This window comes from Acinetobacter sp. FDAARGOS_558, assembly GCF_003937785.1.
GTDB lineage: Bacteria > Pseudomonadota > Gammaproteobacteria > Pseudomonadales > Moraxellaceae > Acinetobacter > Acinetobacter baumannii.
In genome coordinates this window covers 2,347,686-2,359,410 of record NZ_RKJH01000001.1, presented here as the reverse complement: position 1 = coordinate 2,359,410, position 11,725 = coordinate 2,347,686, and the positions used below count along the sequence as shown (strand labels likewise).

Below are 11,725 nucleotides of genomic sequence, written 5' to 3'. Positions count from 1 at the left end.
ATCTTGTAGGAATCTGCCATGACTGTTGCAATGAGCATCATGATTTCAACCGAAGAAATTCAAGCAAAAGTCAAAGAGCTCGGCGAGCAAATCAATTCTCACTATGCAAATAGTGACAAAGAATTGGTTCTGATTGGTCTACTTCGTGGTTCTGTTATTTTCATGGCAGACTTATGCCGTACGATTACCAAACCACATGAACTCGACTTTATGACAGTGTCTAGCTATGGCGGCGGTACCACTTCAAGTCGAGACGTTAAAATCTTAAAAGATCTTGATGGTGAAATTCGTGGTAAAGACGTGCTTGTGGTTGAAGATATTATTGACTCAGGCAACACCTTAAGCAAAGTCGTGGAAATGTTGCAAACTCGCGAACCAAATTCAATTCAATTGTGCACATTAGTGAGTAAACCATCTCGCCGTGAAATTGATTTAGAAGTTAAATTTTTAGGTTTTGAAGTTGAAGATAAATTTATTGTTGGTTATGGCTTAGACTACGACCAGAAATATCGTCACTTACCATTTATTGGTGAGATTGGCCTATAAATTTTATAAAAATGGCACCGCAAGGTGCTATTTTTTTATATAAAGGCTGAGCTTTGAACAAAAAAGACACAAAAAGTCGCAATCTGCTACAGACAAAACAGATCACTCTACCGCACGATAGAATATGAAGCAAAATCATTAACTTCATCAAAAAAACAACTGGAGAACAAATATGTGGTCACTTATTGTTGCTATTGTGGTTGGTTTCTTCGCTGGCTTAATCGCTCGTGCTTTACACCCAGGTGATGATAAAGCAGGTTTTATTGTTACTACTTTAATTGGTATTGCAGGTTCACTTCTAGCCACTTATGGCGGTCGCTTACTTGGTCTTTATGGAGAAAATTCAGCGGCGGGCTTTATTGCTTCTGTCATTGGTGCCGTCATTATTCTCTTTATCTATAACCTAATTGCACGAAAAAGCTAAGTAGTAAATTTAATTTTAAAAAAGCACCGAAAGGTGCTTTTTTTAAGTCATTTTATAAACCTAACTCTCTCCAAACTGCCTGAATTTCTTCAGCAGAGCGCGCTCCGACGAGTTTAAATCCGTTAGCAAAAATGAGAGTAGGCGTGCCATTAAAACCTAATTTTTTCCCTAATTCCAAGTTACGGTCAATCGGGTTTGTACAGCTCGCAACCGTTGGTTTAACACCTTGCTCAATTAACTTTTTCCATGAATATGATTGATTCGGGGCACACCAAACTTGTCTAGAAACCACAATAGACTGAGGTTTTAAAGGATAGATAAAAGTGTAAATAGTGACATCTTTAAGCTTGTCGAGTTCAGGTTCAAGCTGCTTACAATAAGGGCAATTTGGATCAGAAAATACTACTAAAACATGCTGACCATTACCTTTGACTGTTTTAATGGCATCTTTTAAAGGCAACTGTTTCCAATCAATTGAGTTCTGTCCTAAAACCAGATCTTTAGTTAAGTTCTTCTGGTCTTTTAACCGAATCATAGAGCCTACAAACATGTGCTGCCCATCTTCACCAAGATAAATAATTTGCTGATCCAGATTAGCACTATATAGCCCAGGCATTTCGGTTTTCTGAATATTACTAATTTTCAAATTAGGATATTGTTTTTTAATATTTTCCCGAACAGTATCTACATTAGCGAAACTCAAACTTGTAGTTAAACTAAATAACGCTAAAATTCCTAATTTTTTAATCATAAAACCGACTCGGAGGCAGGAGAGAAGAACATTTTAATCAGTTCCGTTAGTGAAAACAGAACTGATTACCGAGTTATAACCAAACTTCTACTCAGTTACGCCAATGTTTCACGTGGAACATAAACAGGTTTTAAGGTATTAATTTCTACTGAAATATGCACAATTTCATCATGAATCGATAAAGCATCACGAATCTGGTCTGCATTTAAAGAGATATCGTCAGTTTCAAGTGCCAAAATACAAGAAAATTTACCTTTTGCAACTTTCCAGACATGAATATCTGTAATTTCCACATGTTTCGGAAATTCAGCTATTACTTCCCGAATTTCATCAACTACAGGATGGTCCATTTCAGCATCTAGAAGGGTTTTACCTGTTTCTTTCATTAAGCCAAAAGACCACTTTGCAACTAAAATAGCCCCTAAAATTCCTAAAAGTGCATCTAAAAAATCCCATCCAAAATATTTACCTGCGAAAAGCGCTACAATTGCAAAAACAGAAGTCACTGCATCTGCAACCACATGTAAAAACGCAGCTTTTTGGTTTAAATCATGGTGATGATGCCCTTGCTCGTGATGGTGATGGTGATGGTGATGGTGATGGTGATGGTGATGGTGATGGTGCCCATCATCATGAAGTAACCAGGCACAAATCAAGTTAATAACCAAACCTAAAATTGCAATTGGAATAGCTTCATTATAAAAAATTTCAACCGGGTTAAATAAACGTTGAATTGACTGAAAAGCCATAAAAATAGCCACAACCATCAACAAAATTGCGCTGCTATAGCCGGCTAAAATCTCAATTTTCCAAGTTCCAAAGCTAAAACGATGATCATTGGAATAATGACGGGCTGCACGATAGGCAAAGTAGGCTAAACCAAGGGCCAACATATGTGAACTCATATGCCAACCGTCGGCCAATAGTGCCATTGAATTGAAGAACCACCCACCAAATACTTCCAGTACCATCATGGACGCCGTTAAAATGGTTGCAATCAAAATACGTTTTTGTGCAAGTGGATTTCCTTCATCAAACTGATGTTGATGATGACGTGATACACTATAATCCTGCATAAAATTTAAACCCAATATACTCCCTACCAGTATATTAAATTGTACAAGAGAAAACAGATGAGTCACATTGGTCAGGATAAAAAAATTGTTAATCGTGTAAAACGACTAAAAGGGCAAATCAACAGCATTGAAAATGCGATAGAACAACCAGAATCTTCATGTATAGATATTTTGCAGCAAGTTGCAGCCATAAAAGGTGCAATAAACGGTTTGATGAGTGAATTAATGGAACAGCACTTACATCATCACGTACTTAAAGGCGCAGAAGTCGATCAAAATGAGCTAGATGAATTTTTAAAAGTTTTAAAAAGATACGGCTGAGAAAAGTACTGGATGACATAGCACTCTACATCATCCAGTTTTTTTATTATTTTCCGATACAGAACGAACCAAAGATTTTGCCTAATAGGTCATCGGCACTAAAGTCACCCGTAATTTCACCTAAAGCATTTTGAGCAAGACGTAGTGATTCAGCAACGAGTTCACCTGCGTTAAATATAACAAGTTGCTCACGTGCCTCTGCCAAATAGAGCTGAGTGCGCTTCATTGCGTCTAAATGACGTGTTCTCGCAATAAATGTATCTTCCTCAGGGTGAAATCCTGCATGCGCTGTAATCGCATCTACGAGGCCTTGTACGCCCATCTCTTGTTTTGCTGAAACTGTGATATGACGGAACCCTTGATAATCGCTTATTTCGGCAGATTGACCAGTTAAATCACATTTATTACCAATTAACATAAGACGACGCGGTTCAATATGTTCGGCAAAGTATTCTTGAGCCAGTTTTAAAGGATCATCGCCTTGATTTAAATCGTAGACCAATAACAACAAATCGGCCTGCTCAATTTCTTTGATTGCACGACGAATGCCTTCTTTCTCGACTACATCTCCCGTTTCACGAAGACCCGCAGTATCCGTTAAGGTGATTGGTAAACCATTTAAGCTAATTTTTTCATGTAAAACATCACGAGTTGTGCCAGCAATATCAGTCACAATTGCACGCTCAACACCAGCAAGTGCATTCAACAAGCTCGACTTACCTGCATTTGGTTTACCCGCAATAACAACCTGTAGACCTTCACGGAGTAATTGCCCTTGTCGTGCAGAGGTTTGAACAGCATGTACAGATTGTTGAACATCTTCCAACAAAGCTAAAATTTTGCCATCAGCCAAAAAATCAATTTCTTCTTCTGGAAAATCAATCGCAGCTTCTACGTGCAGACGTAAATGAATCAGTTTTTCTAAAACTGTATTAATTTTTGTTGAAAAAGCGCCTTGTAAAGAACGGACTGCCGAACGAGCCGCAGCTTGAGAGGTCGCATCAATCAAATCGGCAATTGCTTCAGCTTGTACCAAGTCCATTTTGCCATTTTCAAAAGCTCGCATGGAGAATTCCCCAGCTTTTGCAGCAATTGCCCCAAGCTCAAATAAACGGCCAAGTAAGGCATTTTGAATGACAGGACCACCGTGGCCTTGAAGTTCTACAACATCTTCACCAGTAAAAGAATGTGGATTTGGAAAGCACAAGACAATACCTTCATCCATAATACTTCCATCAGCATCATAAAACTTACGGAAACCCGCCATCCGAGCTTCAGGTAAGTTTTTTTGCGTCAGTTTTTGAGCAATATCATAGGCCTTAGGTCCCGATAAGCGAATCACGCCCACTCCACCACGCCCTGGTGGCGTTGCAATTGCGGCAATTGTGGTTTGACTATGCATATTATTCACCTAAAAACCTAAAATACAGCCAAAGAAAAATCCGCCTAAGATTACCATCTTAAGCGGATTGATTCAGCAAAAGTTCAAGGATTAAGATGCCGATTCAGCTTTACTGATACGACTTTTCTCAACGCTCTTGTTAATAAACCATTGCTGTAAGATTGTAATACTGTTGTTCACAATCCAGTACAACACAAGACCCGCAGGGAAGAACAACATAAATACCGTAAACATAATCGGCATAATGCGGAATACTTTCGCTTGCATTGGATCAGCAGGTTGCGGGTTCAACATTTGCTGAGCAAACATTGTCGCACCCATAATTAATGGCAAGATGAACCATGGGTCCATCGCAGACAAGTCTTGAATCCAGCCTAACCAAGGTGCATGACGTAATTCTACACTTTCCATGAGTACCCAGTACAAAGCAAGGAAAATCGGCATTTGTAGCAATAACGGTAAACAACCAGAAAGCGGGTTAACTTGTTCACGTTTGTAAAGCGCCATCATTTCTTGCGAGAAGCGCATACGGTCTTCACCGAATTCTTCTTTCATGCGTTGCATTTCTGGTGCAATCACACGCATTTTCGCCATAGAACGATAACTTTTTGAAGATAAAGGCCATAAAATCATCTTCACCATAATGGTAAGTAAGATAATTGACCATCCCCAGTTGCCTACAATGCTATGGAAGAATTGAAGACCTAGGAACAATAACTTCGCAATTGGCCATAACCAACCATAGTCAACAGTCTGGTTTAAACCTACCGCTAAATCTTTTAATTCAGATTGTACTTTTGGACCTGAATAAAGCTTCGCATCGACTTCCATTGAAGTACCCGCCGGAACATTAATTACTGGCGAAGTAAAGCCAATAATATTCATATGATCCGCAGACTGACGAGATTCAAGTTTAGCGACATAAGGCTGACCATTTGCTTGAGTCAGTTTAAGGTTTCCTGGAATCCATGCACTTACAAAGTAGTGCTGAACCATTGCAACCCAACCGCCTTTAGCTTCGGTATTGAGTTTTTCTTCAGAGAAATTCGCAAACTTAAGTTTGTTGTAGTGAGCATCCGGAGTACCCCATGCACCACCTAAGAACGTACCTAAAGTGAAAATACCCTGAGAAGACTTACCTGGATCTTCCGAATTATCACGTTTCAACTGTCCAAACATCTGACCTTGCCAGTTTTGTTGGCTACGGTTAACAACTTGATGTTTGACAACAATTGGATATTGACCTTGAGTAAATGTAAAAGTTTTAATAATTTCAACGCCTTCTGGTGTCTTAAACACCATAGGAACTGTTAAAACTTTCTCAGAATGTCCACTTTGATCTTGTACCCCTTTAGCATCAGCTAAAGTATATGATGTTTTTTCAACAGCATATAATGGGCGACCACCACGACTGCTATCTGGTCCATTCAAACCAATTAAGCCAGACTGAGCAACATAAGTACGCTTGGCATCATTTTCAAGCATAACAAATGGTTGATTACTGTCTTTGCTCTTGTCGTGAGAGAGTAATTCAATACGAACAATATCACCACCTTTTGGATTGATCCAAAGATGATAAAGGTCAGTTTGTACTGAAATAAGCTGTTGATTCACAGGTGCAGTTGCATCTGTGGTTTGTGACTGCGCAATATTTGCTTGTGGCACATCGGAAGCCACTGTTGCAGTTTTAGCATTTGGCAAATCAGCAGATACTTCATGTGAACTTACAGCCGCCGCTTGTTGTTGCGGTGCAGTTGCAGCATTTCCATAATCTTTTTGCCAAGCCAAAATGAGCAAATATGCGGTGACAAACATGGCCCCGAGAATTGCAAACCTGGCCCATTGTTGCATATCTATTACCCCAAATGGTTAGAGAGATTTTGCTTCATTAAACGATCACGAAAGGGTACAGCAACATGATGCGTTTGAGAATCTATTTGATGAAACGAAATAAAACGAATTGCTTTAGGCGGTACCGGATCGTATCCAGAGCCTCCCCACGGATGACAACGACAAATACGTTTAGAAGATAACCAAACGCCTTTGATTGCACCATGAGTTTGTAATGCTTCTAGCGCATATTGGGAACAAGTTGGGATATAACGACAACGGGGTCCAAGAAGCGGACTAATCGCAATTTGATACAGTCGAATGAACCAACGCAAAATACGAACCATTGGTCATCTCTTAATTCTGCGAGGTTGGGACAACTTTAGAATGTTTTTTCGCTAAGCGTTGTAATTTTTGCCAAGCAAAATCTAATTGTTGATATAGCTCAGCATTCGTAATCGTTTCTATACCAACTTTAGGCATCACAACAACATCTATGTCTGACCCAAATTTCGGCTGATGTAGACGAAAGCTCTCACGAGCAAGACGTTTTATTCGATTTCTTTCATGCGCACGACGCACTTTTTTCTTAGCAACAACAATACCCAAACGGCTGTTAGGCTGTTCGGTTAATTTTGCAAGAAATAAAAAATGGGGTTGATGCACTTTAAAAAGCGCACCATCAAATACACTTTTATAATCTGCAGCACAGCGTATACGAAGATCTGTGCTAAAACTGTAAAGTGCCATCACACCCAAGTCTGGTCAGCGTAACAGTATTAAACAGTTAAGCTATGACGACCTTTTGCACGACGACGAGCTAATACTTGACGACCAGCTTTAGTTGCCATACGAGCACGGAAACCATGAACGCGTTTACGCTTTAATTCAGATGGTTGGAAAGTACGTTTCATATCGAAACTCCCAAAAATGATCTTTCTATAAAGGTCCGCGATTTTATTGTGCAATGTTTACGCTGTCAATGAAAAACCGTGAAAGTTTTGTATTTAAGTCAAATTTTTAATTTTTTATCTTCTCTTTATATTTAGCCTATTTTTCTTATTTAAAAGTTATACACAAAGTAATTGTTTATTTTTATTAAGACTTTTAAGATATACACTTCTTATTTACATACTTATCAACAAACCTTGATGTGAAGTTGGTTTTGATTTGGTATATTTGAATTTAAATTCATATTTTTTAGTTATCCACAATTTGAATCAGTCCTATTAAATAAATTCAAATTTTAAAATTTAAATTTATTCTTATTAGTGTGGACTTTTCTTGTGGATTTCACAGTTTTAAATTTAAAAAACATATATTTGAACTGTTGATAACTCTGTTTTTATTGTCTTTATGGATTGTGGGTAAGTTTATGTGATAATTTATCCACAGGATGTGCAAAAAGTTATTCACAATTGATTTTGAATTTAAATTTATTCACAAGAGATTTCTTTTTAGGCAAAATCAAACGAAATCGTCATGACAGATGTGGATAACTTGGGTAGAATGGCGACCCCTTCTCATCAGGAAGGGTTAATCTTTAAATGATTTGAATTTAAAACGCAGACATAGGGGATACACATGCTTTGGACAGACTGCTTAACTCGCTTGCGACAAGAGCTCTCTGATAACGTCTTTGCGATGTGGATTCGCCCTTTAGTAGCTGAAGAAGTAGAGGGGATACTACGTCTCTATGCTCCTAATCCTTATTGGACGCGTTATATTCAAGAGAATCATTTAGAGTTAATTTCTATATTGGCTGAACAATTGTCAGAAGGGCGGGTGCGTCAGGTTGAAATCTTGGTAGATTCTCGTCCTGGTAGTATTTTGTCCTCTAGTGAACAGCCTGCAACAACTACAGCAGCTTTACAAACTGCCCCTATACCTCAACCTGCTAAGGTTAAAAGAGAACCGGAACCTGTTGCTAATACTGCGGTTAGTTCTAAGAGTTCAAAAAAGAAACTATTAAATCCACAATTTACTTTTTCACTATTTGTTGAAGGCCGTTCTAACCAAATGGCAGCAGAAACCTGTAGAAAAGTATTAACACAGTTAGGTGCTTCTCAACATAACCCTTTGTTTTTATATGGCCCGACAGGTCTTGGTAAGACTCACTTAATGCAAGCAGTTGGTAATGCCTTACTGCAAGCGAAGCCGAATGCAAGAGTCATGTATATGACTTCAGAAAGTTTTGTACAAGATTTTGTGAGCTCATTACAAAAAGGAAAGGTAGAAGAGTTTAAGAAAAATTGCCGTTCTTTAGACTTGTTATTAGTAGATGATATTCATCTTTTGGCAGGAAAAGAAGCAAGCCTCGTTGAATTCTTCTATACATTTAATGCCTTACTTGATGAATCCAAACAAATTATTTTAACGTCAGATCGATATCCTAAAGAATTAACAGAACTTGATCCTCGTTTGGTTTCTCGTTTTTCCTGGGGGCTATCAGTAGGTGTTGAACCACCTGATATTGAAACTCGAATCGAAATTCTGCTTAAAAAAGCTGAAAATAGTGGCGTTGATTTACCTAGAAACTGTGCGTTGTTTATTGCCCAACAAGTCGTAGCGAACGTACGTGAACTTGAGGGCGCACTGAATAAAGTTGTCGCAATTTCACGTTTTAAAGGTGCTCCAATTGACCTTGATGTCGTACGGGAATCTTTAAAAGATGTTTTAGCGATCCGTGCTCGTACAATTAGTGTAGAAAATATCCAGCGTGTAGTGAGTGAATATTTCCGAATTCCATTAAAAGAGCTGGTAGGTCCAAAGCGTACCCGAATTTATGCTCGACCACGTCAGTTGGCGATGGGGCTTGCCCGTGAATTAACGGGAGATAGTTTTCCTGAAATTGGAATGGCTTTTGGTGGGCGTGATCACAGTACAGTGATGCATGCTTGTGAAAAAGTCGTCAGTTTACGGGAAGAAGACCCAATCTTTGATGAAGATTATAAGAACTTATTACGTTTGCTTCAAAGTTAATGAAATAATAAGACGTTGTTGCAAAGTCTACGTAAGTGCAGCATAGTACACAGCTAAAAAATGAAATGTTTGCTCCAAGTTGCTAGAGGAATGAATCGTGCGTTTGAAAATCGCTAAAGAAAGTTTACTCAATGTTTTATCGCATGTGGTCGGTGCGGTAGAACGTCGTCATACCTTGAATATTCTTTCAAACGTCAAAATTCAGACTAATGCTCAAGCGCTCACTATTACGGGTTCCGATTTAGAAGTTGAACTCGTAGCGAGCACCGCTTTATCAGAAGGGGCGTGCCTTGAGGCAGGCGAGACAACTGTTCCTGCTCGTAAATTGATGGAAATTTGTAAATCTTTGCCTACAGCTGCATTGATTGATTTACAAATTACTGAAGATCAAAGATGTATTTTAAAGTCTGGTAATAGCCGTTTTGTGCTAGGTACACTACCGGCTGAAGATTATCCATTGTTAACCACTGAGAATAGCCAAGGTACGCAAGTACAGGTGACTCAACGTGAATTAAAGCGTTTATTTGAAAAAACTGCTTTTGCAATGGCTGTACAAGACGTACGTTTTTACCTCACTGGTACTTTATTAGAAATTGATGAAAATCAATTGCGTGCAGTAACAACTGATGGTCACCGTTTAGCACTTTGTGAAATTTTGGCTTCCTCTACTTCATCTCAGCTGGTACAAGCGATTGTGCCTCGTAAAGCTGTGGGAGAATTACAACGTTTACTCAGCATTGAAGATGAACAACTCACATTGCTTATTGGACGTGAATTATTAAATGTAACGATTAATACGCCAAGCCGTGATAAAGAACAAGGTGATATTACAGTTCGTTTTACAACTAAATTGATTGATGGGAAATTCCCTGATTATCGCCGTGTTATTCCACGTGGTGGTGATAAACATGTTTTGATTGGTCATGACGTATTTAAACAATCATTACAACGTGTAGCAATTTTAAGTAATGAAAAATTGCGTGGTGTTTTCCTAAACTTCAATCAGGATTCTTTACAGCTTCGTGCAAATAACCCTGAACAAGATGAAGCAATTGAAGATTTAGCGATCCAATATCAAAGTGCCCCATTAGAAATGTCATTTAATGCTCAATACCTACTCGATGTGTTGGGTGTATTAGATGGTGATGATGTAAATATGAGCATGACTGAGGCGAATCAGTCTGTATTGGTTCAAGATCCGGCTCATCCTGACCAGACCTATGTGGTTATGCCGATGCGTGTTTAATCTGGTTTAACTATATGCATCTTACGCGCTTAAATATTGAACGTGTGCGTAATTTAAAAACGGTTGCACTCCATGGGTTGCAACCGTTTAATGTCTTTTATGGCGCAAACGGTTCGGGTAAAACATCAATTTTAGAAGCGATCCATTTGCTTGCAACAGGTCGCTCATTCCGTACACATATACCCAAAAATTATATTCAATATGAAGCTGACGACGCGATTGTATTTGCTCAGTCAGCAACTGAAAAAATTGGTATGCAAAAACTCGCTTCTGGTGAGCAACTCATGAAAGTGAATGGCGATACCGTTGCAACTCAAGGTCAGCTCGCAAAGTTACTTCCTTTACAACATATTGATCCACAAAGTACGGATATTATTGATCATGGTGCCAAGCCAAGAAGACAACTTTTAGATTGGCTTATGTTCCACGTGGAACCTGAATTTTATTTTGCGTGGCAATATTACTCTCGTGTGCTAAAGCAGCGTAATACCTTACTCAAAACACGGCGTAATCTTTCATTAGCTGATTTAGAACCGTGGAACAAAATGTTGAGTAATTATGGCGAGATTTTGCACTCACAGCGTTTAAGTATTGTCGAGCAATGGAATGTTTATTTCCAAAATGACTTAAGCCAATTACTCCCTGATTTGGAGATTGAGCTGGAATATAGCCCAGGTTTTCATACAGAGCAGGGGCTTATGCAAGACTTGTTGAATCAGCATCAAAAAGACATCGAGAGACGTTATACCGAGTATGGTCCGCATCGGGCAGATTTGCGCTTAAAAACTCCATTTGGGCATGCTGATGATGTTTTATCAAGAGGTCAGAAAAAACTCTTGATTATTGCCTTAAAACTGTCACAAATTGCAATGTTGCATGCGAGTAATAAGGAAACTGTGGTATTATTAGATGATCTGACAGCAGAATTAGACTTAACCGCACAACAACGTTTAATTGAACGATTAAGCCAACTTGGTAGCCAGGTTTTTATGACAACTTTAGATCATGCATCGGTAAAAAAACATTTACATGATCTGTCTATTTCATATCAATTATTCAGTGTTGAATCCGGTCAAGTTAGTCTTGCTGCACCATAATTTTTTGATGTTACCCATCTTTGAATAAACCTATATTTGCTAGGGAGAAA

Annotated in this window: 13 protein-coding genes; 6 read left to right on the top strand and 7 right to left on the bottom strand. The window is 38.7% G+C overall.

The annotated features are described in order from the left end of the window. Positions 1 to 18: 18 nt before the first annotated feature. Both hpt and EGT34_RS11365 read left to right on the top strand, forming a co-directional pair. The gene (hpt, locus tag EGT34_RS11370) at positions 19 to 546 is read left to right on the top strand and encodes a hypoxanthine phosphoribosyltransferase (RefSeq protein WP_000214980.1); all 528 of its coding nucleotides are present in this window, start codon (positions 19 to 21) and stop codon (positions 544 to 546) included. A 172-nt stretch (positions 547 to 718) separates the two neighbouring features. Next, positions 719 to 970 (top strand): GlsB/YeaQ/YmgE family stress response membrane protein, encoded by a 252-nt coding sequence (locus tag EGT34_RS11365; RefSeq protein WP_000269732.1) that lies wholly within the window; start codon positions 719 to 721, stop codon positions 968 to 970. 52 nt (positions 971 to 1,022) lie between these two features. Here the strand turns inward: EGT34_RS11365 and EGT34_RS11360 are convergent, their stop codons facing one another. Next, positions 1,023 to 1,721, bottom strand: coding sequence for a DsbC family protein (locus tag EGT34_RS11360; protein WP_000592164.1), 699 nt, complete (start codon positions 1,719 to 1,721; stop codon positions 1,023 to 1,025). A 95-nt stretch (positions 1,722 to 1,816) separates the two neighbouring features. Then, positions 1,817 to 2,797, bottom strand: a complete 981-nt coding sequence (gene dmeF, locus EGT34_RS11355) for a CDF family Co(II)/Ni(II) efflux transporter DmeF (RefSeq protein ID WP_039263210.1) — start codon at positions 2,795 to 2,797, stop codon at positions 1,817 to 1,819. A 57-nt stretch (positions 2,798 to 2,854) separates the two neighbouring features. Between dmeF and EGT34_RS11350 the strand changes: the two genes are divergently transcribed. After that, positions 2,855 to 3,118 (top strand): metal/formaldehyde-sensitive transcriptional repressor, encoded by a 264-nt coding sequence (locus EGT34_RS11350; RefSeq protein ID WP_000018128.1) that lies wholly within the window; start codon positions 2,855 to 2,857, stop codon positions 3,116 to 3,118. 46 nt (positions 3,119 to 3,164) lie between these two features. Here the strand turns inward: EGT34_RS11350 and mnmE are convergent, their stop codons facing one another. The 5 genes from mnmE to rpmH all read right to left on the bottom strand — a co-directional run bounded on the left by mnmE (position 3,165) and on the right by rpmH (position 7,264). Further along, positions 3,165 to 4,520, bottom strand: coding sequence for a tRNA uridine-5-carboxymethylaminomethyl(34) synthesis GTPase MnmE (gene mnmE / locus EGT34_RS11345; protein ID WP_024437377.1), 1,356 nt, complete (start codon positions 4,518 to 4,520; stop codon positions 3,165 to 3,167). A 90-nt stretch (positions 4,521 to 4,610) separates the two neighbouring features. Continuing rightward, positions 4,611 to 6,371 (bottom strand): membrane protein insertase YidC, encoded by a 1,761-nt coding sequence (gene yidC, locus EGT34_RS11340; protein WP_001188089.1) that lies wholly within the window; start codon positions 6,369 to 6,371, stop codon positions 4,611 to 4,613. A gap of 5 nt (positions 6,372 to 6,376) precedes the next feature. Continuing rightward, positions 6,377 to 6,697 carry a membrane protein insertion efficiency factor YidD gene (gene yidD / locus EGT34_RS11335; RefSeq protein WP_000251652.1) on the bottom strand — a complete coding sequence of 107 codons (321 nt, stop codon included), beginning with the start codon at positions 6,695 to 6,697 and terminating at the stop codon, positions 6,377 to 6,379. A gap of 10 nt (positions 6,698 to 6,707) precedes the next feature. After that, complete coding sequence (rnpA, locus tag EGT34_RS11330) at positions 6,708 to 7,100, bottom strand: ribonuclease P protein component (RefSeq protein WP_001240377.1); 393 nt, start codon at positions 7,098 to 7,100, stop codon at positions 6,708 to 6,710. Positions 7,101 to 7,129: 29 nt separating this feature from the next. After that, on the bottom strand, positions 7,130 to 7,264 hold the full coding sequence (rpmH, locus tag EGT34_RS11325) for a 50S ribosomal protein L34 (protein WP_000831329.1): 135 nt from the start codon (positions 7,262 to 7,264) through the stop codon (positions 7,130 to 7,132). 670 nt (positions 7,265 to 7,934) lie between these two features. Here rpmH and dnaA point away from each other — a divergent pair. The 3 genes from dnaA to recF all read left to right on the top strand — a co-directional run bounded on the left by dnaA (position 7,935) and on the right by recF (position 11,675). Next, the gene (gene dnaA / locus EGT34_RS11320; RefSeq protein WP_000964768.1) at positions 7,935 to 9,332 is read left to right on the top strand and encodes a chromosomal replication initiator protein DnaA; all 1,398 of its coding nucleotides are present in this window, start codon (positions 7,935 to 7,937) and stop codon (positions 9,330 to 9,332) included. A 97-nt stretch (positions 9,333 to 9,429) separates the two neighbouring features. After that, the gene (gene dnaN / locus EGT34_RS11315; RefSeq protein WP_001237350.1) at positions 9,430 to 10,578 is read left to right on the top strand and encodes a DNA polymerase III subunit beta; all 1,149 of its coding nucleotides are present in this window, start codon (positions 9,430 to 9,432) and stop codon (positions 10,576 to 10,578) included. 14 nt (positions 10,579 to 10,592) lie between these two features. Further along, positions 10,593 to 11,675 carry a DNA replication/repair protein RecF gene (recF, locus tag EGT34_RS11310; protein ID WP_000550811.1) on the top strand — a complete coding sequence of 361 codons (1,083 nt, stop codon included), beginning with the start codon at positions 10,593 to 10,595 and terminating at the stop codon, positions 11,673 to 11,675. Positions 11,676 to 11,725 lie beyond the last annotated feature (50 nt).